Raw genomic sequence first — 22072 nt, 5'->3', positions numbered from 1 at the left:
CAAATGTGCAACGTCTTGAGTCATTCCTGTTTTCCGTCCGAGCAGGGGGGGCTTAACTCTGTGCCATAGAAGCAGGCTTCAATCTTTCGCGTAATGATAAACTTTCTGTCTAGTGGGAACTTTTATTTTGAGTGTACTATTCTTTATTTGTAATAATGCTTGAATGTTGATAGTTTTTAGACGGAATTAGTCGTGAAGTTTTTTCCTTCGAGTTAAACGTGGATGTTTGTAAAGAAATAGCGTTAGCTCTAAGGGATATAATACAACGTACGATTATCTTATTGGAAAGATTCGTTGTCTAATGAATAAGGGGGGCTTTATGAAACAGACAAAAACTACTCCAACCGGAATGCTTCCAAGTATGGATGAGTTGCGTAACGCAGCTGCAATGCTGCAAAAGATCCGTAGAGACACTTCGACAAAAGAAAATAGTCTTGCGTTGGCTGGTATTGCAGACAAGCTCATTCAACTCGCCAACACGGTAGAGCGGAGAATGACAGTCTAGTCAGGCAACATCTCAAGTGGGTTATGTAATGAATCTCTACGTTATTCCATCCTCTTCGCCGGAATGGAATGACGGGTTAATTAATAGCCATAGAATTAAAAGAAAATCCCCCTACCTTATGATAGGGGGATTTTTGGGTTAGGCAGCTTCGGCATGAACTAAACATATCTGCACAAACTGGAACGGATAGAGACATCGTAAATGACTTTGACGATCCATAAGAAAAAAAGCTTTCAAATAAAAAGTACATTTTTCAAAAAATCGCACAAAATTCACACATCGTAAACGGCGTACAAAAAACAAGGGCTTCATCCAATCGGATAAAGCCCTTTATTCATGGTGTTATATGGCGGAGAGGGAGGGATTCGAACCCTCGTTAGACTGTTAAGCCTAAGCACGATTTCGAGTCGTGTGCGTTACGGCCGGACTTCGCTACCTCTCCGTTGGGGATTGTTTATGCAATTTTATACAGCATTGCAAGTTGTTGCCCGTAGAAATACGAATATTGCGATATTCTTTATACTTTTTGGCCTGCCTTGGCGGCTTTTATTTGATTTCTGCGTTTTTTGAAGAAGGTAGAAAGCATGCTGCTGCATTCTTCCAGCAGAACTCCGGAAGTGTGCCAGATAGCGTGGTTGTGCAATGGTAGTTCAAAGCTGTTCAGCTGAGAATCTATCGCGCCAGTTTTATGATCCGGTGCGCCGTATACTACGCCTCTGATGCGCGCATGAACCATTGCTCCGCTGCACATGAGGCAGGGCTCAAGTGTTACCACCAGTACTAAATCTTCTGTGCGGTAATTCTGTAATTGTTCGCCTGCCTTCCGTAGGGCCAGAATTTCCGCGTGCGCTGTGGGATCATTGTTGGTGATGGTTCGATTGTATGCCTTGGCAACAATGGTTCCGTCCGGCGCGACCAGCAGTGCTCCAACAGGTACTTCCTCAATGGCTTCGGCTTTGCGTGCTTCCTCCATCGCTATACGCATTAAATCGTCCCAACTGTTCCAGCCTTCGGGCAGGGCGGTCAGGGCGTTGTAACAATGCTCAAGTTCACGTCTGGTCGTCATATTTTCCCTTATAGGTTCGGTGAATGACTCATGATGTACTGAACGACCTCTTCAGGGGTATCCAACACGACCATGGCGTCCAGTTCATCCTCGCCAATATATCCTGCGGAGACCATCTGTTCGCGCGTCCAGTCTAACAGACCATTCCAAAATGTGCTCTTGTACAGAATAATAGGGAACGGCTTGATTTTGTTTGTCTGGCGCAGGACAAAGGCTTCTGAAAGTTCATCCAGAGTACCGAATCCGCCCGGCATTACAACGTATGCCATGGCATATTTAATAAACATGAGTTTGCGGACAAAAAAGTACTTGAAATTACACTTAACATCTATAAATGGATTGGAACCCTGCTCCATTGGCAGGTGGATGCATAAACCGACGGAAGTGCCGCCCGCTTCTTGCGCGCCTTTGTTACCTGCTTCCATAATGCCGGGCCCGCCGCCGGTGATGACACCGAAACCCGCTTCGCAAAGGAGTCGTGCAATTTCTTCGGCTTCCTGATACATAGGGTGATCTGACGGGGTACGTGCAGATCCGAAGATAGACACGCTGGCTGGTATGTCGTTTAAGTTTTCGATTCCGTCCACAATCTCAGACATGATGCGAAAAAGTCGCCATGACTCTTGCGTAGATAGAGAATCAATTACATATTGTTTTGCTGTGCTCATTGTAGCTCCGTAGTAGGTCTGGGGAATGTCTATTCGTCAGACTTGGAAATTGTTTTCGCAACGTGTAGTCTATGTGAATACGCGCAACCGGTTCTGTATCGGTTCGTATTTGTTGTTTATAGTATGGCAAGAAAGATAAAGTAAATATACCCTTCTGCTTAAAATTTAGGGTATTGTAAGGATATTATATAGTTATGCGCATTATCGCAGGTGAGTACCGAGGTCGAGTACTCAAAACCACAAGTGCTCCGGGATACCGTCCAGCAACTTCAAAAGTGCGTCAGGCAATATTTTCTATGCTTGAAGCACGCGGAGTGTACTGGCCTGAATGTCGTATTCTGGACTTATTTGCCGGCAGCGGTTCTTTAGCGTTTGAAGCATTGAGCCGTGGCGCAGAAGAAGCATGGTTGGTTGAAATGAACAAAACAGCTGCTAAGTTGATTACTGAAAACGCGCAGAAGATTGGTATTTCATCTAAGCGTTACAGTGTGATGGCAGAAGATTTGTTTAAAATTATCTCACGCCGTGCAGCAGAGCCGTTTGATGTAATTTTTATTGATCCGCCCTATGGAAAAAACTTTTTAACCCCTGCCATGAAAGCGGTGCTTAAAAATGGTTGGCTTGCAGAAGGCGGCATTATTTGTGCTGAGGTTGAATCTAAACTCGCCTTACCGCCTGAAGCTGACCATTCTGATCTCGAACTCATTGCCAACAGAGCGTATGGCCAGACAAGGATTCTGCTATGGACAACAGAGGAGAGCGAGTAGCCGTTTATCCCGGCACATTTGACCCTATGACAATGGGGCATGTGAGTCTTATTAAACGCGGCTGCGAAATTTTTGATCGTGTGATTGTTGCGGTGGCCAACGACACCCCGAAGTCGCCGCTGTTTTCAATTACAGAGCGCGTGGCAATGGCAGAAGAAGTCTTCAAGGATGTCCCGCAGGTAACTGTAGAGCCTTTTTCCGGTCTACTTGTGGAATATGCGGAACGTCGTGGTGCGCATGTGATTTTGCGTGGGTTACGAGCAGTCTCTGACTTTGAATACGAGTTCCAGCTTGCATTGATGAACCGTAAGCTTAAAAAGCATATTCAGACTGTCTTTTTAATGACGGATTACCAATGGCTGTATATCAGTTCGACCATCATTAAAGCGGCAGGCAAACTGGGTGGTGATATCAAAGGGCTTGTTCCGGATAACGTCTACCGTAAGCTTCGCGAAAAATACGGGTATCCGTACCCGCTGAACTAAAATATATGTCTAAAAAAATTCCTATTGTCTGTCTGGTCGGCCCTACCGGAGCGGGTAAGACTGCTGCGTCTTTCAACCTGTGTCGCACTTTTAACGGTGGTGTGATTAATCTGGACTCCCGTCAAGTGTTTCGTGATTTTCCTATAATCACCGCGCAGCCGACAGCAGAAGAACAGCAGGTGTGTCCGCATAAGCTCTATGGTTTTTTGAAAACTGAAGACAAAATAGATGTGGGCAAATTTATGGATATGGCAACAGCGGCAATCCATCAAACTCGCGAGGAAGGCTTGTTGCCTTTGCTTGTTGGTGGAACCGGCTTCTACTTAAAAGCCTTGCTGGAAGGCTTGGCACAGATCCCGCGTATCGACCAGTCGTATACGGATGTGGCAGAAGCAGAAATGGCAGAGCGCGGCTCTGCGCCTATGCATGAAGACCTGACTAAAATTGATCCGGATTACGCTGCTAAGATTCACTTCAACGATAGCCAGCGAATCTGTCGTGCGCTTGCTGTGTATAGAGCCACCGGTAAGACCTTCTCATGGTGGCATGCCCAGCCAATGACACCGACACCATTTCGCGGTGTGCGTCTTGGCATTGATGTAACACTCGATGAGCTGACTCCGCTGCTTGGCAAACGTATCGATCTCATGATTGAAGCCGGAGCCATTGAAGAAGCCCGCGAGGCGTTGAAACATAACGATAATCCGAACTCCACTGGATGGTCCGGCATCGGCTGTGCAGAACTATACCAGTACATCACCGGAGCAATGTCGCTGGATGATTGCAAGGCCTTGTGGTTGAAAAACACCCGTGCTTATGCAAAACGCCAGCTCACATGGTTCAGAAAAGATAAAGAAATTATTTGGGTGAAGCCAAAAGATTTTGAAACTATGAACCGTGAAGTTTCCCGTTTTTTAGCTGAATAAAGGTTGCCTCCGCCGACGGGGGTTGTGTCCCGTGCCCTACAAGGGGTACCGATCCTTGATCTCGTATGGGGACATTAGGGGAGTGCGTCAACATCTGGAGACTACTTGTAATGCAATCGTAAAAAGGGTGAAGTGTGTAACTTCATCCTTTTTTTGTGCTGTGTTCATTTTGTTATGCAATGTAATAACATGTAGTTATTGTAAATATGTTGACGCTCATGTCTTTTTGTGGTGGGAAACTGATTTATACAACGTTAACTATCTATTCATAGAGGAATGTATGCGCAAATTTACTACTCTATTTTTTGTTATACTCTTGTTTTTAGGGACGGGGTGTAGCGCAGTACATAAGACAACAACACCGACACTTTTCGAAACAACTCGGGTTTCTGAAGAAGCTTCTAAAACATATGTGGTGCGGTTCGCAGATGTGTTCTGTGATAAGACCCCCGTGACAGAACAGCTTATTAACGATGCAATCATCCGTAGTTTGGCGATTAAAATTAATCCATTGAGCAGAGTCGATGACATGGATGACTGGTACGTGTTCACCCATGCCGGTGTGCACTGGAAAGATAATAATACCCTGCAGATTGAAGTGAAAAAATCGCTGCGTGAAAATGGACAGGAAGTTCAGTGGTTGGTGCGTACATACACTGCTGATGTTCAGCTTCATCATGATATGAAAGATAAAAAATACGAGGTACGCATTACTCCGAATCGCATTGTTTGTGAGACAGCTTCTCCGGAATATTACCAGTACATGCCGGATGATGAGTACGTACCTTCCAAATGTAACTTGACTAACGTTTTTCCTGCCCCGTGGGGAAAATACGATGTCGCTGTTGCAACTGCGCTTAAAGGAACATTGCAGGACTTTGTGGATGAAAATAAAAATGGTGTTTATTATCCACGCCTTGCTAACAGTTCGTACAATAAACATGTTTCAGGGAATCCGCACTTTATTCGTGAAAAATTTGCCGCATACCTGGCAGATGAAAGGGAAGGTGCTGTTGTGAATAAAGACGGTGTATTTTTTGCGGACAAACAGCTTGTACAGATTGTCGACTCAGTCGATGGTGTGACTTTTATGTGGGATATAGCGTTGCAGGAAGAAGTGGGACTCACAGAAGTGAAACGTAGTGAGCATGTTGCAGAATGGACTATTCTTGTTTTGACAAAAAAATATGTAGACGCTCTGTAGTGATTGCAGCTCTTTTTTACATTAATAGTAAATGGGAATAACTATGAAGAAAAATATACTCATTCTGCTTTTCCTTGCAATTTGTTGCAATCTTGTTATGCAGTCAGTCGCTAATGCGGCACCGACTCAAAAGGATTTAACATATTACAGAAAATTATATAGTAATCCTCTCGCTACAACTTTTTTGTCAGTAGATGCATATAAAGATAAATCTCCTGTTACAAAGGAACATCTTAAACATGCTTTTGCAGAAATGATGGCATGGAAGTACAAAAATGGTCTTGGTGTTGTTCATTATAAAGACTATTCAATATTTAAAGAGATGAAAGTGACATGGGCTGGTGACACCAGTGCGGCAATAAGTCTTATTCAATCGCTATATAAAAATGATAAAGTGATAGATTCACTAAAAACAACATACTTTTTTACATTAGACTATACACATAACATCGAAAAAAGCCTGTATGAAGTGCGCTGTATTGTAAACGATATGGTTGTGGAATCTGCAACCAAAGAACCTGAGCAGGTTTTTGATCGGCACCATGATACGTGGTTGTGGCCTCCTTCCGGTAAAGAGCAGGATGAAAAAGTGCTGTCCCTTTTTGATAGGGAGTCCCGATACTTTTTTAATAGAAGTGTGCGGTTCAAGAGAGTGGAAAAGTATCATGCAGAAATCGTAACGGCGCTTGATAAGAAATATGTTCAACAGATGCTGCGTCAGCACATACCGGCAAAGCGTTCTGATTTACGTGTCACAGATGATGGAGTTTTTTGGCGGGAAATACCAATAATTACCATTATACAGGAAGACGGGCACAATAAGATTTCAGCAGATTTCGATCTGCATTACACCGTCTCAATGGACGGTAGGCAGTTAGAAAAAATGGATGCTGTTCCCTACGAATATCTTCGTAAGACCTTTGGAAAGTCATTGGTTAGGTGTGATATGGGAGAAGAGCAGTTAAAAAATATCCGGAAATATACCGTTGAGGAATATTTAAAGAAACTTGGTACGTTTATTTTTGCAGAGTAAAAAACGTCGAAAAACCGTTGTCGCATTATTTTTTCGCTAACTAACCGCCATAATGAAATTAATCCTTGGGAAAAAATTAAAGTTGCACTATTTTTACCGCATCGCCGAAGAAGGTGGTGCTTGGTGTGTTCCTCGCGAAAAAATGTGGCTTCAATAACATTCGGAGATATCAATGAAAAAGTTAGTTTTGCTGTGTGTTGCTATTTTTTGTTTAGCGCTTGTGGGATGTAATCAGGACATGAATGCGGGATCTTCCCCTAAAGTCGCTGTCGTAGATCCTGCAAAAGTTTTCCAAGATTGTCAGCCCGGTAAAGACGGTATGGCATATTTGGAAAAAGTAAGCGTCGAAGTGCAGCAGCAGTTTAAAGCGTTGCAAGAAGAAGCTGCAAAGAAAAAAGGCCAGAACGCTGAAACTGTAACAGATATTCAGGCGCAGGTGTCCAAGATTCAGGCGCGCGTATCTGCTGAGCAGCAGATGGTTGTTACCAAGCTGAATGATCTGTTTCAAAAGGTGCTGGAACAATACCGCAAAGAAAACGGTGTCGCCGTGGTTATCCCGATTGAACAGGCTCTAAGCTACGATAAGTCTGCTGATGCAACCGCTGCTGTTGTGGCTATTATGAATAAAGAAACTGTTACATTTGAATCTCCGGTTGCAACAGCTGTAGAGAAGAATACTGCTAATGAACAGGTGGCACCGGAGTCTGCTGCGGGCACTGATGAAATGAAGCCTCAAGAACAGGCTGACGAAATGAAACAGGAAGTTACAAAGCAGACGGAAGAAAAGCAAGAAGCTGCACCCGTCGATGCTCCTGACGTAAAGGATGCAAAAAAGTAACAATATTAGGCTAAAACCGTACTGGTATTTACAGTAGGTTAATAGTATACGACTGGGAGATCGCAATAAAGCGGTCTCCCTTTTTTGTTCCAGCGGTAAAAGCTTGATGGAGCGTGCTACCTAGGGTAAAGAAACCGCTGACAGACCATTGGTTGCAGGCACGCTGCGTTGGTTTGTACTTTTTTGCAGTTTGGAGTTCTGTGATGTTTCACAGGCTTAGCTAATAATCCGCCACACATATTTATGATGTGTATCCGCAACTTATATTTGGAGGAGACCTGATGGAAGCCGCCCATAAAAACCTTGCTTTAGACCTTGTTCGCGTTACAGAGGCAGCAGCATTGGCATCCGGCCGCTGGCTCGGCAAGGGGAAGAAGAACGAGGGCGACGGTGCAGCCGTTGATGCAATGCGTTACGCCTTTAATAATCTGTACCTTTCCGGCAAAGTAATTATCGGTGAAGGTGAAAAAGATGACGCGCCTATGCTCTTCAATGGTGAAAAGCTTGGCATGGGTAAAGGACCGCAGGTTGATGTTGCGGTTGACCCTGTTGAAGGCACTAATCTTCTTGCATATGGTCGTCCTAACGCTATTTCTGTAGTAGGCACTGCTCCGGCAGGCACTATGTACAACCCGGGCCCAAGCTACTACATGCAAAAGCTTGTTGTGCCGCCAGCAGCAAAAGATGTTGTAGACATTGATGCTCCTGTTAAAGAAAATCTGATTAAAATCGCAAAAGCTCTCGGCAAAGATGTCGATGACCTTGTTGTGTTTGTTCTTGATAAGCCACGTCACGAGCAGCTTATTTCTAAAATCCGTGAAGCTGGCGCGCGTATTCAGCTACATACCGACGGTGACGTTGCAGGCGCACTTATGGCAGTTGATCCGCGCAGCGAAGTTGACGTAATGATGGGTACAGGCGGTACTCCTGAAGGCGTTATCGCTGCATGCGCAATCAAAGGTGTAGGTGGTCAGATTTTTGCTCGCCTCGATCCACAGTCTTACGTAGAAAAAGAAGCGATCCTCGAAGCAGGTATCGACCTTCGCGAAATTCATACCGTAAATTCTCTCGTTCGTAGTGACGAAGTATACTTTGCTGCAACCGGTATTTCTGGTGGGACGTTCCTTCGCGGTGTCCAGTACACCGGTAACGGTGCTGTTACCCATTCCATGGTTATTAAGGGCCATAGTGGATCCATCCGTTATCTTGAAAGCATCCATAACTGGGATCGCTTCCGTCCAGAAGGCTTATAGTTCTGTAGTTTTTTGTAAAGGCTGCTCGAATGGGCAGCCTTTTTTTTGTGCTTTTTACCCTGATAACTGTGGTTTACCTAAGCACAATTTATAAGTATCAGCAGGGGGAATGCATTGATTCCTTATTCGAGGAAGTGTCTGACGGTGCGGATAGAATTTAAATGCTTCCGTTGGCTGTTAGATCTTGATCAACCTACACTACGCTCCCGCTGAAGGACTCTATATAATGGAGATTTTAAAGGCTCATGGTCTGATTCTGCTTGCCACTTTTTTGATTGCAGGGTCATTTATCGCATCTGCGAATGTTACAGGGCAGGTACATCCTGTCTCATTAAATTTGCTTCGCTTTGTGATAGCCAGCGTATGTTCTTTGCCTACTGTGCTTTTGAATAAGCAATACCGCAGGCAAATACCTTCGGTGTTTCCGAGGTCATTTATAATCAGCTTTTTTTACTGCGGTTATTTTGTCTGTCTGTTTGCAGCGTTGTTAACTACAACAGTGCTTAACACTGGCACGTTGTATACTCTTACCCCGTTTATAACAGCCCTGTTGAGTGCTGTGTTGTTGAAACATGCTATCGGTGTCAAGCGTACTTTGGTATATATGCTCGGGGCGGTGGGAACTTTGTGGGTCGTGTTCAAAGGAAATATTGACGCCATCCAAAGTCTTTCTTTTAATTCTGGTGACTTGCTCTTTATGTTGGGCATCCTTTCCATGTGCGGGTATACACTTGCTTTGAAGCTCTTATACCGGCAGGACAGCGTAACAGTGCTGACATGTTGTACGTTGGTGGGAGGAACCATTTGGATGGCAATCGCGATGTTGATATTTGGAATTCCGCTCCAGTGGGATTTACTGACGACTGGCGACTATGCAAGTATGTTGTATCTCGCAATAGGTACTACGTTGGTAACATCGTACCTTTTCCAGAAAGCTTCAGTTACACTGACCCCGAACAACGTTACTGCGTATATTTATTTGAGTCCGGCATGTGTTGCCGTGCTTGACTATGCTGTTAACGGGCGCATGCTTTCCAATACTATTTTGTTCGGCATTTTTCTTTCAGTTGTGGCAACATTCCTTTTGCAAGCCATGAGTTATTTTGAGCAAAAAAAGCTTTCGGTGTAATTTAAATTTTGCTGAGGAACCAGAGATAATCTGCTGGATGCAACTGGTCGGCATGAGCAAGGTTCTGTCACAATTAAATGGGCAAGGGGGTACGCACGTCGTCTACCTTTACCTGAACAAGTTTGGTATATGATCAAAGCCTATTATGGATTCTCCATAATAGGCTTTGTTGTGTGCAGGCAGATACGTTGAAAAAGTGGGGGCGGGGGCGCTGGTGTGGTGACAAGTGGCATGAAGGAAATGAAAAGCTATAAAAAAAAGGCTGCTAACGAGAAGTTAGCAGCCTGTATACTCAATGGCGGGGATGGGAAGATTCGAACTCCCGACCAACTGGTTCGTAGCCAGCTACTCTATCCAACTGAGCTACATCCCCGCAGTGTTGCGCTGATCTCCTCAGCGCGGAAAGATATATATGTCTGTAAGCTGAAATCGTCAAGCTCTTTATGAAAAAAGCAGACAGTTTCTTTATGTTAGGCGGCTTCACCATAAAGTACGCCGTGGTGCTCGTAATTCCTTAATGATTACCTGTTTGCCGGTAGAGGATCCTTTAATTTTGTTAAGAAGGTTCAAGCATCATCTGGTTGTTGCGGCAGGGAATGATATCTAGTTTTTTTGCATTCTCAATGCGTCCTTCAGTTTTTTGGAGGGGGAGCCATTTGAATGCAGTTCAAAGCGCATTGAAGCTTTTTTTGGTCTCAGGGCGTTGGGAAATTGTAATCAGCAAGTAGGCAGTGATGGTGGCATGCTGTATTGGGTCGGAGCGTTGAAGTTAGGTGGAGCTGATTAGCCAGCATTTTTGGCGTAAAATCTCAATTTGTATTTTACGCTTAATAACAACGTATGTAATGAGAAAAGTCATTAAACGCAGGCTAGATGACTATTTATTTTTTTTATTTGCTTAAAATTGATATGCAACCAGTGCAAAAAAGTGGAACTTATTTTTGAAACCGTGTTGGTTAGCAATAAGGTTTCTTAAAAGTCACAGCATGCTGAGTTGTGCGTAGAATAAAGAGAGGCAAAGTTGTATGAGCAGGAGAGAGTAGTGTTTTTCTGTGAAGGAGAGTTTTATCATTTGGAGTGGGGTACCTTACGTCGCTAGTCTGAAAGATATGTAGCGTGAGCGATCATGAGGAGGCAGAAGGCCGTCTGTTCTCTAGAAACGTTCAGGTATAAAAAAAAGCTGCTAACCAAAAGTTAGCAGCTTATATTCTCAATGGCGGGGATGGGAAGATTCGAACTCCCGACCAACTGGTTCGTAGCCAGCTACTCTATCCAACTGAGCTACATCCCCGCATCGATTCGTCGTTCTTCGCGATTGCTACATGAAAAAACATCAAAACTGACATCTTTTATACGTTGCATTGCGCGAACCAACTAGAATCTAATATATATGTGTGATGAATTTCATCACTTGGGGAGGGTGATAACCCTCAATATGAAACGTCTGCATAGGCAGTCGCGTATATACTTAATGGCGGGGATGGGAAGATTCGAACTCCCGACCAACTGGTTCGTAGCCAGCTACTCTATCCAACTGAGCTACATCCCCGCATCGATTCATCGTTTTTCGCGATTGCTGCATCAAAAAAAACATCAAAACTGACATCTTTTATACGTTGCACTGCGCGAACCAACAAGAATCTAATATATATGTGTGATGAATTTCATCACTTGGTGAGGGTGATAACCCTCAATATAAAACGTCTGCATAAACAGTCGCGTATATTCTTAATGGCGGGGATGGGAAGATTCGAACTCCCGACCAACTGGTTCGTAGCCAGCTACTCTATCCAACTGAGCTACATCCCCGCATCGATTCATAGTCATTAGCGTATGCTACATCAAAAAACATCAAAGTTGACATCTTTTCTACGTTGCACTGCGCGAACCAACTAGAATCATATATATATGTGTGATGAATTTCATCACTTGGTGAGGGTGATAACCCTCGATATAAAACGTCTGCATAGGCAGCCGTATATATTCTTAATGGCGGGGATGGGAAGATTCGAACTCCCGACCAACTGGTTCGTAGCCAGCTACTCTATCCAACTGAGCTACATCCCCGCAAGGTGTTGATACCTAATCCCTTCATTACCTAATGACTGAATTAGACTCAAACTAAAATTTGTGAAGTGACTTTCGTCACAGCGAGAGGGTGTATATGTTCAACCCTCAGCGAGGTCAAGCTCTTTTAAAAAAAAATTAAAAAAGATGGCTGCCTCTGGGTGTTAGCTGTACTTGTTTTTTTGGAAGAAAAACGCCTGTCAGAATAAGCTGACAGGCATTATAAACAAGTGGCGGGGATGGGAAGATTCGAACTCCCGACCAACTGGTTCGTAGCCAGCTACTCTATCCAACTGAGCTACATCCCCGCAATGGTGCGTTGCTAACAACGTGAGGAGGGTTATATGCAGCATCGTGCAACCAGTCAAGACGAAATTTAAAAAAAATAAATGTTCTCTGAATGGTGGGTGACATCAATGGGAACATATAATGATAAAAAACTGAAGGGTTGAAGAAAGGGTATTCTATTTTTGTATGTGCAGTTCTCTTTTTGCGTTTTTTGTCTATTGCCTACTGCGTCAGAAGTGGGTAGGGGAGCTTTGCGTTTGCTGTGTTTTCCAGACCAGCGGCCTTTCAATCGGGTATTTTCTCAATGCGTAAAACACAGCTGACTATAGGGTGCATACTTAAATGCATACTACGCATTCCGCACTATCTGTATTGGTGCATCTAGCGAGATAGCCCGTTTGGTAAAGTCGGCTTATTATCAATCAGACATCTCATATTGATTATATGATCTCTTGTGTTACAGTGTAGCGCGGTATTTAATCATTATGAGTTTGAACTAGAGAATATTATGCTCGAGAGAAAAATAGAAGCAGCTCGAAACGAGCTTAGGCAAATTGTTGCTGAATACGGCGCAGATAATATTTCCGTAGCATGGACTGGCGGTAAGGATTCTACCGTTGCCTTGCATATGTGGAAGGACATTTTAGCTGAAATGGGTGTGGAGCGCGTGACAGCGTTGAATATCGACACTGGCTGTAAGTTTCCGGAAGTATTGCACCAGCGCGATACGCTCGCGCTGCATTGGGGAATTGATCTCACCATCGTACGTCCGGAAGTGGATATCTCACAATATCCGGTAGCGCAGGACAAAATTAGCTGTTGTGCTGAGCTGAAAGTCGAACCGTTAAGTCGGGGTGTGAAAGAACAGGACATCGAAGTGTTGCTGACGGGTATCCGTAAAGATGAGCATCCTGACAGGGACCGACCAATGCGGGAGCAAAGAGAACGGCCCAACTGCCTTATGATGCATCCAGTCTTGGATTTTAGCGAAATGGATATCTGGGCGTACACCATGCAGTACAATTTGCCGTACTGTCCGCTGTACGATTCCGGCTACCGTTCTTTGGGTTGTGTGCCGTGTACCAAACCGTGTAGCGGGCTTGGCAGTCAGGCTGGTGAACGTGCCGGACGGGATGGTGAAAAAGAGGCTAAAATGGAACTGTTGCGAAGCCTTGGATATTTTTAGATCCTATCGCAGTATACGCCTTCCATAAAAGCTTCTAAAGCGTCATCCATTTCCCGCAGGTAGGCTGCAATGTCGCTTTTTTCGCCACAATGGGGGCATTCCATGTATACATGCTGGCAGCTGCGTTTTACGGTAAGCGGCTTTTTGCATTTTTTGCATGGAATAGTTGTCTCTGCACTTCGCTTCCAGCTAGAACCCCACATATTTACTCCTTATCAGACTCAAGGTGTACCTTAGTCTGAATAATTAATTGTTGTTTGCGAACCACGCTGATAACGCATAATTTTTTCAACTGCAATTGACTTATGTGGTGGCTTATTGTGAATGTAACTACAATATGCTTCGTTTGTTGCTTTTTGTAACGCAACATGCCAACTAGTTCTTTTAATAATTTTGATGACAGATCTGCATTGCACAACAAGACTGATTCATCAAAACATGATATTCTGTACTTCCAGTTACGATAAGGAGAATTCTGATGTTGTCTGAAAAAATGAATCAAGCTTTAAATGATCAAGTGAAATGGGAAATGTTCTCCAGCTACCTGTACCTCTCCATGTCCGCATACTTTGCAGATAAAGGCATGGGTGGTTTTGCACAGTGGATGCGTGCACAGGCTCAGGAAGAACTTTTTCATGCTACCAAATTTTATGATTACATCAACGAACGTGGCGGTCGTGTAGTTCTTCAGCCAATTGAAGCCCCGGAACATGATTGGGCTAATACCATCAATGTGTTTGAAGAAACTCTTAAACACGAACAGCATGTTACATCCCGTATTAACGATCTTGTTAACCTTGCTATCGATGAACGGGACCACGCTACCAACATTTTCTTGCAGTGGTTTGTTTCTGAGCAGGTTGAAGAAGAAGATACCGTTAATGATGTTCTCGGCAAACTCAAAATGATCGGCGGTGAAGGACAGGGGATGCTTATGCTTGATGCTGAGCTTGGCCAGCGCGTGTTTACTCCGCCTGTAGCAAAATAAGTGAACAATAATATATGATCCCCGCATATCACTTCTGATATGCGGGGATTTTTTTATGCCTGAACTAAGTGATTAAAGAAAATGTATCTTTTAACAAATAGAGTTCTCTGTTATCGTGTAATTTACATTCTCTACAATCTCAGTTTGTTTCTGTATTGGAGGTTCTGTGCCCACATTAGATAGAACGATAATAATCGCTGGGGCAGCTGGTCAAGGGCTGGTGACTGTTGGCGAGTTGCTGAGTAAAATTTTAACCCGTGCGGGATATGAAATATTTGCAACACAGCATTATATGTCCCGTATTCGTGGCGGTCATAATTCCTTCAGGCTTCGCATAAGTGATCTGCCCCGTTATGCGTCTGCAGATAATTATGATATTTTGTTTGCATTTGATCAGGATGCCACCACCCTGCATTCCGATATGCTGCATGAGGGTGGAACCATTATTTTAAGTGATAAGCTGGATGCTGTGCACAAGCAGTGTGTGAGGATTCCTTTCGACAAACTTTCTTCTAACCCTCGATATGAAAATATAGTTGCCTTAGGCGTATTATGTTCTTTGCTTGGGTTGGAACGGGCATTACCTGAACAGCTGTTGTCCGAGCGTTTTGCGTCAAAAGGTGAGGAAATTGTTCAAGAGAACATTGCAGTGCTTACTAGTGCATATGAATGGAGTGTGGCGCACTCTGACAAGTGTTCACAATTGCCTAAAATGTATGCACATCCGGAACGCATTCTTGTTAACGGCAATAACAGTATTGCGCTGGGTGCAATGGCCGCCGGAGTTAAATTTTGTGCATTTTATCCAATGACCCCGGGTTCATCCGTAGCCCAGACTCTTATTAATCATTCAGAAGAAATGGGTGTGGTTGTTGAACAGGTTGAAGATGAAATCGCCGCAATTAATATGGCACTCGGTGCGTCGTATGCGGGGGCAGCCTCTCTGGTTCCAACATCGGGCGGCGGGTTCGCTCTTATGACGGAAGCTATAAGTCTTGCAGGTGTTATGGAACAGCCCGTTGTGATTGTTCTGGCTCAGCGTCCCGGGCCTGCAACGGGTCTGCCTACCCGTACTGAACAGGGAGACTTGTTATTTTCTATGTTCGGCGGGCATGGAGAGTTTCCGCGTATAGTTTTGGCTCCAAGCACTATTGAAGAATGTTTTGAAATGGGGCACCGCGCTGTCAGTTTTGCAGAACGGTATCAGACTCCAGTGATTCTCTTAACGGATCAGTTCCTTGCAGATGCGTTGCAGAGTTTGGAGACATACGACTTACATAGTTTGGGGCAGGTACATAGACCTGATTACTCAGACACAGAACCCGCATCGTATCAGCGGTACGCGTTAACTCCTGACGGTATTTCTCCACGGCGAATTCCGGGAATTGGTAAAACAACTGTTCTGGCAGACAGCCACGCGCACAACGAACGTGGCAATATTACAGAAGATAAGGCTCTGCGTAATTCGATGGTTAAAAAAATGTTGCTGAAAGAATCCAGCATCCGTAAGGACGTTATTCCGCCTCGTTATTATGGAAACAGCAAGCCGGATAAATTACTTATATGCTGGGGGTCTTCTGAAGGGGCAGTGCGTGAAGCGGCAGAGAGCAGAATAGAACACGGTGAAAATGTCGCAGTGCTTTGTTTCTCGCAAGTATACCCGCTGGATGTGACACAGTTTATACATTATTTGGAGAACGCCAAAGAACGCGTGTGTATTGAAGGTAACGCATTTGGTCAGTTTGCATGGCTGTTAAAAGGTCTTACATGCATCCCTATTGAAAAAAATATCAGCCGGTACGACGGGCGACCTTTAACCGCTGGCTATATTGTCCATAAGATGTACGAGGAGTAAGGCATTATGCGCGATATTAATGAATATGGTCAGTATAGCGAAGCATGGTGTCCCGGCTGTGGCAATTTTGATATTTTAAAAGCCTTGAAACAGACTTTGGCTGAACTGGATATTGCACCGTATCAGGCTGCAATTGTATCTGGAATAGGTCAGGCTGCAAAGGTGCCGCACTACATAACTGCCAACGGATTTAACGGGCTGCACGGTAGGGCTTTATCTTCGGCGCAGGCGATAAAGATTATTAATCCGGAGTTGACAGTCATTGCAACGAGCGGTGACGGATGTACATATGGTGAGGGTGGTAATCATTTCCTTGCTGCTATCAGGCGAAACGTGGACATGGTAGCCCTCGTTCATGATAATCAGGTGTACGGGCTCACAAAAGGGCAGGCAAGCCCGACAACGAAGGAAGGCCAAATTACAAAGGCACAACCTTTCGGTGTAACAAATGCGCCGTTTAATCCGGTAGAAGTTGCCATTGCCATGCGTGCAAACTTTGTAGCCCGTTCTTTCTCCGGCAATGTTCCGCATCTTGTAGAAACACTGAAAGCTGCCATTGCGCATCCGGGGTTTGCCCTTGTAGATGTGTTCCAGCCGTGTGTTTCTTTTAATAAGGTGAACACGTTCGGTTGGTACAAAAAGCGTTGTTACGAACTTGGTGAAGATTATGATTCCACAAACTGGAATGCTGCAATTCAAAAAGCCAATGAGCTTGATGAACAGATCCCTATAGGAGTGCTGTATACCAATAACCGTCCAGCCTACGGTGGTCATCTGGCGAAAAAACTTGTGTACCCGATCGGTACAGGGGAAGTTGACAGTGCCGCATTCGAGTCGGTCGTAAAAAAATACTCCTAAGTCTATCCCTCCGCGATTGCTGCGGGATGTTCATAATTCTGATAATAAAATAGCTGCCCTCCGTACTGGATAGGCAGCTATTTTATTGTGTGAAGCTTTTATGAGGGGGCATAAGGTCGTTATTGCGGCTAAGATATCCATCCTTTCCGGTTTCATTTTGGCTATACTGGACGTGACCTTTATTCAAATGCTGAACAGTCATAGTACATAAAGTAAGGAAAGGTGCGTATGCTTACGTATATAGAGCGCAGGGAAAAGACGGATAAAGCACTCATTGAGACTCTTGTAGAAAGTATGGGAGTGCTGCCGGATTTGAGATTATTCAGTTCGCTTGAGACGCTTTTTACGGAGAAAGTAGCAGTGGATTACACATCACTGCTTGGCGGGGAGCCGTATGATGCAACGCCTAAGGAGCTTATTCATCACTGGAAAGAATCGTTGTGCGGGTTTGACGCAACTCGGCATAAACTGGAGAATATTATGGTGGAGTTGAAAGGACAGGACGCCACTGTAAAAGCCGATGCTACGGCAACATATTTTTTGCATGAGCATATCTGGGAAGGAAAAGGACGCTATATCTTCGGTTGCCGCTATACTGCGGACGGCTGGAAGGTAAGCAGTCTTCAATTTAATTTTGAAAGTGAAAAAGGTACGCGGGATATTCTTGAAAAAGCCCGTGAACTGGTTGAGAAAAAAGGAAAATGTAATATGAGCGAGTAACATCGCTGTAGTATAGAATTACAGAGGGATTCAAAAACAAAAAGCGTGGGCTTGTTAGTCCACGCTTTTTGTTTAGTAATAAATAGTTAGGTTGTTCGAAACCTATTTTTAGAGCGCATGGCAATCTCGGTAATTGCTGGAAAAGGGAAGCTGTCTTGCGAAGATGCAAGGGATGCCCTTAGCCGGCTGAGATTACCTGATAGAGGTTCGGTCTCTATTGGCCGAACTCCATCTGTTTGCGTACTTGTAAAGGACTGTTTTTTAGTTGTTTCCGAGAATCTGTGTACCGATGCCGCTGTTTGTAAAGAGCTCCAGCAGCACGGAGTTTTCTACACGGCCATCAAGGATAGTCGCTCGTCCCACGCCATTCCCAATGGCGTCAAGGCAACACTTAACTTTCGGAATCATGCCGCCCTGAAGAGTTCCATCATCGAAGAGCTCGAGAGTTTCTTTAATGGTCAATTCTTCGAGAAGTTTTTTATCTGCATCGAGGATACCTGCAACGTCAGTAAGCAGCAGAAGTCTTTTCGCGCGCAATGCGCCTGCAACCGCACCTGCTACGGAGTCTGCGTTGATGTTGTAAGTATTACCTTCTGTATCTACACCCACTGGCGCGATAACCGGTGTGTACCCTTCTGAAAGCAGACCGGTTAACAGTCCTGCTTCTACACCGATTACTTCACCCACTTTGCCAAGATCAATGATCTCAGGTGTCTTGTTGTGGCTGTTTACTTGCATTTTGTATTTGCGGGCGCGAAGAAGAGTACCGTCTTTGCCGGAAAGCCCGACAGCTTTGCAGTCAGCGAGGTTCAGTTTGTTTACAATCTCTTTGTTTACTTTGCCAACGAGCACCATTTCTACAACGTCCATGGTCTCGTCGTCAGTAACTCGGTGTCCTTCGCGGAACTGGCTGGTGATGTTGAGAGCGTCAAGCATTTTGCCAATTTGAGGACCGCCGCCGTGTACGATTACCGGTTTCAATCCCACGTATTTTAAAAGAGCAATGTTCTGGGCAAATGCACGACCAAGCTCTTCGTCTTTCATTGCGTGACCACCATATTTGATGACCACAATTTCACCATGAAACTTTTTAATGTACGGAAGAGATTCAATTAGAATGCGTGATGTAAGCTGTGCTTTAGCGTAGTCTTTCATGTACGTAGTTCCTGTGCTGCGGAGTGGCGCCCCGCGGGTATATTAGAGGATGTAGCGACTTAAGTCTCTATCCTCGCGAACATCTTCTAAATGCTGTTCTACAAATGCACGGTCGATAACAATTTCTTCACCGGAACGATCTGGCGCTTCAAAAGAGATATCGCTCAGAATCTTTTCCATTATAGTGTAAAGACGACGTGCGCCGATATTTTCAGTTTCCTGATTGGTCATTTCTGCAAAGGCTGCAATTTCGTCCAGACCGTCTTCTGCAAATGTGATGGTTACACCTTCTGTTGCAAGAAGTGCCATGTATTGAACTGTAAGGGCGTTGCGAGGCTCTTTAAGAATGCGCAAGAACTCGTCTTTGCCCAGAGCAGTCAATTCCGCACGCAGCGGGAAACGGCCCTGTAGTTCCGGAATAAGATCTGCCGGTTTGGAGTGATGGAATGCACCCGCGGCAATAAACAGAATATGGTCTGTTTTGATCATACCGTATTTAGTGTTAACAACGCTACCTTCAACAATCGGAAGCAGATCTCGTTGTACGCCTTCGCGGGAAATATCCGCAGCCTTGCCCCCATGTTGTGAGCTGGCGACTTTGTCTATTTCGTCGATGAAGATAATACCGGATTGTTCAACACGTTCTTTTGCCAGTTCTGTGACTTTTTCTTCATCTATAAGGCGGGCTGCCTCTTCTTCAACCAGAATAGGCAATGCATCACCAATTCTCATGCGTTTTTTCTTCTTCTTGGAAGGAAACGCTTTGCTGAAAAGATCCTTAAATTGGCCGCCCATATCTTCCATACCCGGCATAGCCATTACTTCAATGCCCTGAGGAGCTATTTCAAGTTCCATTTCCACTTCACGGTCGTCAAGCTTACCATCGCGGAACATTTTCCGCATCTTCTCACGGGTTGAGCTTGCTTTATCTGTTTCAGCAGCAGGTGTATCAAATGTGGTAATCGGCTCCTGCATTGGCTTTGGAGCAGAACCCGGAAGAAGCAGGTCGAGAAGGCGTTCTTCTGCGTTGGTTTCTGCCTGTGCACGAACGCGGGTTGCTTCCTCGTCACGAACAAGGGCAACACTCAGTTCCATCAGGTCTCGAACCATAGACTCAACGTCACGTCCAACATACCCGACTTCTGTGAACTTAGTGGCTTCTACTTTTACAAACGGAGAAGCAGAAAGTTTGGCAAGACGGCGGGCGATTTCTGTTTTTCCGACGCCGGTAGGGCCCATCATGATAATATTTTTAGGTGCGATCTCGTCACGTAAAGACGGATCAATTTGCTGACGACGCCAGCGGTTGCGCATGGCAACTGCGACCATGCGTTTAGCACCATTCTGTCCGATAATGTATTTATCCAGTTCGGATACAATTTCACGTGGTGTAAGCACGTTTATAATCTCCTGATAAGTATGTGTACAATAACGGCCTATATTACCAAGCCGCTGTTTGATTGCCAATATCAAATTGGAAGCTGTTTGTTTTGTTTCTGGTGAGTATGCAGCATACTATCTCTGAACATGGGAAGGGGGAAAAGCTTACAGATAAATAAAGCAGAAAAGGGCACCGGAAGGTGCCCTTTTCTGTAAGGGAATTATTTTTCCAGAGTCATAGTTCTAAACATGACTTGCTGTTGGCGGACAACTTTGAGGAGCATAGCTCCGCGTTTTTCGCCTTGTGTTTTGAGAATGTTCAGGAACTCTTTGACGGAATTCACCGGAGTCAGGTTTGCTTCAAGAATTACATCACCAGCGCGCAGTTCTGCGCGTGCTGCAACGCTATCTTGTGCAATATCGGTAATTAACAGACCTTTAATGTCTTTAATTCCGAGAGCTTGTGCGGTCTTTACATCAAGAGGAGCTAAAGTGAGCCCCAGTTCTTTGATGTCACTATTTGTTGGTTTTGAACCCTTTTGTGGAGCTTGCTGCTGATCTTCAGAGTCGCGTTCGCCAAGCTTCACCTTCACTGTAATGGTCTTGTCTTTGCGGTACACTGTAAATTTGGCAGTACTGCCCGGTGTAAGGGAGGATACAATGCGGATAAGTTCTGACGCGTCTGCAACCTTGTCACCGTTTACTTTTAAAATGATATCGCCTTCGAGCAGGCCTGCCGCTGCGGCGGGCTGTCCCTGTACGACCTGTGCAATGAATGCGCCTTCTGATTCGTCAAGTCCAAGTGCCTGCGCCATGTTAGGGTCTACATTAGTGATGGAAACACCAAGCCAGCCGCGACGGATTTTTTTGTCGGTTTTCAGCTTGTTGATGATGTCCTTAACAATAGAGCTCGGGATGGCAAAACCGATACCCTGACCACGGGCGATGATGGCGGTGTTGATGGCGATTACTTCCCCCTTGAGGTTAAGAAGCGGGCCGCCGGAGTTGCCGGGGTTAATGGAGGCATCGGTCTGGAGGAAGTTATCGTACGGATTGTTGCTGATGTTACGACCAAGAGCACTGACAATACCGCTGGTGACGGTATGGTCTAACCCGAACGGGTTGCCGATTGCCAGCACCCATTGCCCGACTTCAACTTCAGAAAAGTCAGCAAGCTTAAGCGTAGGGAGTTCCCGCTTAGCATCAATTTTTAAGAGGGCAAGGTCGGTTAATTTGTCTGTGCCGATGACTTTAGCATCGTATGATTCATAGTCTCCGTTTTCATCAAGAATATTGACTTTGATTTCATCAGCACCTTCTACAACATGGTTGTTAGTTGCGATGAAACCGTCTGAAGAGATGATAAATCCAGAGCCGAGTGAGCGCTCTGTTTCGGGACGAGGACGACCATTGCGGAAGTAACGTTCAAATTGTTTAAAGAAGTCATTCAGCGGGGAGCGTGGATCATTTTCGAAAAAATTTGGTATCTCCGGTTGGTTTTTCCGGGGGACTGTAATTGTTTTTTGGGTGCTGATGTTAACAACTGCGGGACCTGCTTCTTTTGCTAACTTGGTAAAGTTAGGTAAATCCGCCATAGCAGGGAGAGTGGTTAGTGTAAAAACTAGTACAAAAATAGGAAGTAAAAATAGTCTGTTACGAAAAGTCATTATTCAAAATCTCCTAAATGCTCAGGTGGGCACT

At 44.8% G+C, this 22072-nt stretch carries 20 protein-coding genes and 7 tRNA genes; 14 read left to right on the top strand and 13 right to left on the bottom strand.

Annotated features, from left to right (window positions below; all coding sequences use genetic code 11):
* Positions 1-319: 319 nt before the first annotated feature.
* A complete protein-coding gene (locus F461_RS0115290; protein WP_020002030.1) occupies positions 320-505 on the top strand; it encodes a hypothetical protein in 186 nt (61 codons plus the stop codon).
* Positions 506-852: 347 nt separating this feature from the next.
* On the opposite strand, the gene F461_RS0115285 is transcribed toward F461_RS0115290, so the two are convergent.
* The 3 genes from F461_RS0115285 to F461_RS0115275 all read right to left on the bottom strand — a co-directional run bounded on the left by F461_RS0115285 (position 853) and on the right by F461_RS0115275 (position 2239).
* Positions 853-947, bottom strand: a tRNA-Ser gene (locus F461_RS0115285).
* A 75-nt stretch (positions 948-1022) separates the two neighbouring features.
* Entirely contained in the window at positions 1023-1571 is a 549-nt protein-coding gene (tadA, locus tag F461_RS0115280) for a tRNA adenosine(34) deaminase TadA (protein ID WP_020002029.1), read from the bottom strand.
* Between the two features lie 8 nt (positions 1572-1579).
* Positions 1580-2239 (bottom strand): LOG family protein, encoded by a 660-nt coding sequence (locus F461_RS0115275; RefSeq protein WP_020002028.1) that lies wholly within the window; start codon positions 2237-2239, stop codon positions 1580-1582.
* 194 nt (positions 2240-2433) lie between these two features.
* Here F461_RS0115275 and rsmD point away from each other — a divergent pair, with 194 nt between their 5' ends.
* The 8 genes from rsmD to F461_RS0115235 all read left to right on the top strand — a co-directional run bounded on the left by rsmD (position 2434) and on the right by F461_RS0115235 (position 9874).
* Positions 2434-3006, top strand: a complete 573-nt coding sequence (gene rsmD, locus F461_RS0115270; RefSeq protein ID WP_020002027.1) for a 16S rRNA (guanine(966)-N(2))-methyltransferase RsmD — start codon at positions 2434-2436, stop codon at positions 3004-3006.
* Positions 2982-3491: a pantetheine-phosphate adenylyltransferase gene (gene coaD, locus F461_RS0115265; protein WP_020002026.1), complete on the top strand. Its 510-nt coding sequence runs from the start codon at positions 2982-2984 to the stop codon at positions 3489-3491. Before rsmD ends, coaD begins: the two co-directional genes overlap by 25 nt.
* Before the next feature lie 5 nt (positions 3492-3496).
* A complete protein-coding gene (gene miaA / locus F461_RS0115260; protein WP_020002025.1) occupies positions 3497-4417 on the top strand; it encodes a tRNA (adenosine(37)-N6)-dimethylallyltransferase MiaA in 921 nt (306 codons plus the stop codon).
* Between the two features lie 280 nt (positions 4418-4697).
* Complete coding sequence (locus F461_RS0115255) at positions 4698-5621, top strand: hypothetical protein (RefSeq protein WP_020002024.1); 924 nt, start codon at positions 4698-4700, stop codon at positions 5619-5621.
* Positions 5622-5664: 43 nt separating this feature from the next.
* Entirely contained in the window at positions 5665-6654 is a 990-nt protein-coding gene (locus F461_RS0115250) for a hypothetical protein (protein WP_020002023.1), read from the top strand.
* A 172-nt stretch (positions 6655-6826) separates the two neighbouring features.
* A complete protein-coding gene (locus F461_RS0115245) occupies positions 6827-7492 on the top strand; it encodes an OmpH/Skp family outer membrane protein (protein WP_020002022.1) in 666 nt (221 codons plus the stop codon).
* A 281-nt stretch (positions 7493-7773) separates the two neighbouring features.
* Positions 7774-8745 (top strand): class II fructose-bisphosphatase, encoded by a 972-nt coding sequence (glpX, locus tag F461_RS0115240; protein ID WP_020002021.1) that lies wholly within the window; start codon positions 7774-7776, stop codon positions 8743-8745.
* Positions 8746-8971: 226 nt separating this feature from the next.
* Positions 8972-9874, top strand: coding sequence for a DMT family transporter (locus tag F461_RS0115235; RefSeq protein ID WP_020002020.1), 903 nt, complete (start codon positions 8972-8974; stop codon positions 9872-9874).
* A 296-nt stretch (positions 9875-10170) separates the two neighbouring features.
* Here the strand turns inward: F461_RS0115235 and F461_RS0115230 are convergent.
* The 6 genes from F461_RS0115230 to F461_RS0115205 all read right to left on the bottom strand — a co-directional run bounded on the left by F461_RS0115230 (position 10171) and on the right by F461_RS0115205 (position 12249).
* A tRNA-Arg gene (locus tag F461_RS0115230) sits at positions 10171-10247 on the bottom strand.
* Positions 10248-11088: 841 nt separating this feature from the next.
* Positions 11089-11165: transfer RNA gene (locus F461_RS0115225), tRNA-Arg, on the bottom strand.
* Between the two features lie 181 nt (positions 11166-11346).
* A tRNA-Arg gene (locus F461_RS0115220) sits at positions 11347-11423 on the bottom strand.
* A 183-nt stretch (positions 11424-11606) separates the two neighbouring features.
* Positions 11607-11683: transfer RNA gene (locus F461_RS0115215), tRNA-Arg, on the bottom strand.
* Positions 11684-11864: 181 nt separating this feature from the next.
* Positions 11865-11941: transfer RNA gene (locus F461_RS0115210), tRNA-Arg, on the bottom strand.
* A 231-nt stretch (positions 11942-12172) separates the two neighbouring features.
* Positions 12173-12249: transfer RNA gene (locus F461_RS0115205), tRNA-Arg, on the bottom strand.
* Positions 12250-12737: 488 nt separating this feature from the next.
* Here F461_RS0115205 and F461_RS0115200 point away from each other — a divergent pair.
* Positions 12738-13415 (top strand): phosphoadenosine phosphosulfate reductase family protein, encoded by a 678-nt coding sequence (locus F461_RS0115200; RefSeq protein ID WP_020002019.1) that lies wholly within the window; start codon positions 12738-12740, stop codon positions 13413-13415.
* On the opposite strand, the gene F461_RS0115195 is transcribed toward F461_RS0115200, so the two are convergent.
* Positions 13412-13618 (bottom strand): dual CXXC motif small (seleno)protein, encoded by a 207-nt coding sequence (locus F461_RS0115195; RefSeq protein WP_020002018.1) that lies wholly within the window; start codon positions 13616-13618, stop codon positions 13412-13414. The two genes, F461_RS0115200 and F461_RS0115195, sit on opposite strands and share 4 nt — an antisense overlap.
* Before the next feature lie 275 nt (positions 13619-13893).
* Between F461_RS0115195 and F461_RS0115190 the strand changes: the two genes are divergently transcribed.
* The 4 genes from F461_RS0115190 to F461_RS18140 all read left to right on the top strand — a co-directional run bounded on the left by F461_RS0115190 (position 13894) and on the right by F461_RS18140 (position 17836).
* Positions 13894-14403 (top strand): ferritin, encoded by a 510-nt coding sequence (locus F461_RS0115190; protein ID WP_020002017.1) that lies wholly within the window; start codon positions 13894-13896, stop codon positions 14401-14403.
* Between the two features lie 166 nt (positions 14404-14569).
* Complete coding sequence (locus F461_RS0115185; RefSeq protein WP_020002016.1) at positions 14570-16258, top strand: 2-oxoacid:acceptor oxidoreductase subunit alpha; 1689 nt, start codon at positions 14570-14572, stop codon at positions 16256-16258.
* Between the two features lie 6 nt (positions 16259-16264).
* Positions 16265-17116 carry a 2-oxoacid:ferredoxin oxidoreductase subunit beta gene (locus F461_RS0115180; RefSeq protein WP_020002015.1) on the top strand — a complete coding sequence of 284 codons (852 nt, stop codon included), beginning with the start codon at positions 16265-16267 and terminating at the stop codon, positions 17114-17116.
* 228 nt (positions 17117-17344) lie between these two features.
* A complete protein-coding gene (locus F461_RS18140; RefSeq protein WP_020002014.1) occupies positions 17345-17836 on the top strand; it encodes a nuclear transport factor 2 family protein in 492 nt (163 codons plus the stop codon).
* A gap of 261 nt (positions 17837-18097) precedes the next feature.
* On the opposite strand, the gene argB is transcribed toward F461_RS18140, so the two are convergent.
* The 3 genes from argB to F461_RS0115160 all read right to left on the bottom strand — a co-directional run bounded on the left by argB (position 18098) and on the right by F461_RS0115160 (position 22038).
* Complete coding sequence (gene argB / locus F461_RS0115170) at positions 18098-18991, bottom strand: acetylglutamate kinase (protein ID WP_020002013.1); 894 nt, start codon at positions 18989-18991, stop codon at positions 18098-18100.
* A gap of 42 nt (positions 18992-19033) precedes the next feature.
* A complete protein-coding gene (gene hslU, locus F461_RS0115165; protein WP_026364803.1) occupies positions 19034-20395 on the bottom strand; it encodes an ATP-dependent protease ATPase subunit HslU in 1362 nt (453 codons plus the stop codon).
* Positions 20396-20592: 197 nt separating this feature from the next.
* Positions 20593-22038, bottom strand: coding sequence for a DegQ family serine endoprotease (locus tag F461_RS0115160; protein WP_020002011.1), 1446 nt, complete (start codon positions 22036-22038; stop codon positions 20593-20595).
* Positions 22039-22072: the final 34 nt, after the last annotated feature.

Source organism: Halodesulfovibrio aestuarii DSM 17919 = ATCC 29578, from assembly GCF_000384815.1.
Lineage (GTDB): Bacteria > Desulfobacterota > Desulfovibrionia > Desulfovibrionales > Desulfovibrionaceae > Halodesulfovibrio > Halodesulfovibrio aestuarii.
Note: the sequence above shows the minus strand (reverse complement) of the source record. Positions and strands in the feature narration are given on the sequence as shown.

What these genes read in the sequence shown, in the direction of transcription:
- F461_RS18140 (WP_020002014.1), top strand. Translation starts at nt 17,345, where the DNA reads ATGCTTACGTATATAGAGCGCAGGGAAAAGACGGATAAAGCACTCATT.
- tadA (WP_020002029.1), bottom strand. Translation starts at nt 1,571, where the DNA reads ATGACGACCAGACGTGAACTTGAGCATTGTTACAACGCCCTGACCGCC.
- glpX (WP_020002021.1), top strand. Translation starts at nt 7,774, where the DNA reads ATGGAAGCCGCCCATAAAAACCTTGCTTTAGACCTTGTTCGCGTTACA.
- F461_RS0115250 (WP_020002023.1), top strand. Translation starts at nt 5,665, where the DNA reads ATGAAGAAAAATATACTCATTCTGCTTTTCCTTGCAATTTGTTGCAAT.
- F461_RS0115200 (WP_020002019.1), top strand. Translation starts at nt 12,738, where the DNA reads ATGCTCGAGAGAAAAATAGAAGCAGCTCGAAACGAGCTTAGGCAAATT.
- rsmD (WP_020002027.1), top strand. Translation starts at nt 2,434, where the DNA reads ATGCGCATTATCGCAGGTGAGTACCGAGGTCGAGTACTCAAAACCACA.
- F461_RS0115255 (WP_020002024.1), top strand. Translation starts at nt 4,698, where the DNA reads ATGCGCAAATTTACTACTCTATTTTTTGTTATACTCTTGTTTTTAGGG.
- F461_RS0115180 (WP_020002015.1), top strand. Translation starts at nt 16,265, where the DNA reads ATGCGCGATATTAATGAATATGGTCAGTATAGCGAAGCATGGTGTCCC.
- F461_RS0115290 (WP_020002030.1), top strand. Translation starts at nt 320, where the DNA reads ATGAAACAGACAAAAACTACTCCAACCGGAATGCTTCCAAGTATGGAT.
- F461_RS0115190 (WP_020002017.1), top strand. Translation starts at nt 13,894, where the DNA reads ATGTTGTCTGAAAAAATGAATCAAGCTTTAAATGATCAAGTGAAATGG.
- F461_RS0115245 (WP_020002022.1), top strand. Translation starts at nt 6,827, where the DNA reads ATGAAAAAGTTAGTTTTGCTGTGTGTTGCTATTTTTTGTTTAGCGCTT.
- F461_RS0115195 (WP_020002018.1), bottom strand. Translation starts at nt 13,618, where the DNA reads ATGTGGGGTTCTAGCTGGAAGCGAAGTGCAGAGACAACTATTCCATGC.
- F461_RS0115275 (WP_020002028.1), bottom strand. Translation starts at nt 2,239, where the DNA reads ATGAGCACAGCAAAACAATATGTAATTGATTCTCTATCTACGCAAGAG.
- miaA (WP_020002025.1), top strand. Translation starts at nt 3,497, where the DNA reads ATGTCTAAAAAAATTCCTATTGTCTGTCTGGTCGGCCCTACCGGAGCG.
- coaD (WP_020002026.1), top strand. Translation starts at nt 2,982, where the DNA reads ATGGACAACAGAGGAGAGCGAGTAGCCGTTTATCCCGGCACATTTGAC.
- F461_RS0115160 (WP_020002011.1), bottom strand. Translation starts at nt 22,038, where the DNA reads ATGACTTTTCGTAACAGACTATTTTTACTTCCTATTTTTGTACTAGTT.
- argB (WP_020002013.1), bottom strand. Translation starts at nt 18,991, where the DNA reads ATGAAAGACTACGCTAAAGCACAGCTTACATCACGCATTCTAATTGAA.
- F461_RS0115235 (WP_020002020.1), top strand. Translation starts at nt 8,972, where the DNA reads ATGGAGATTTTAAAGGCTCATGGTCTGATTCTGCTTGCCACTTTTTTG.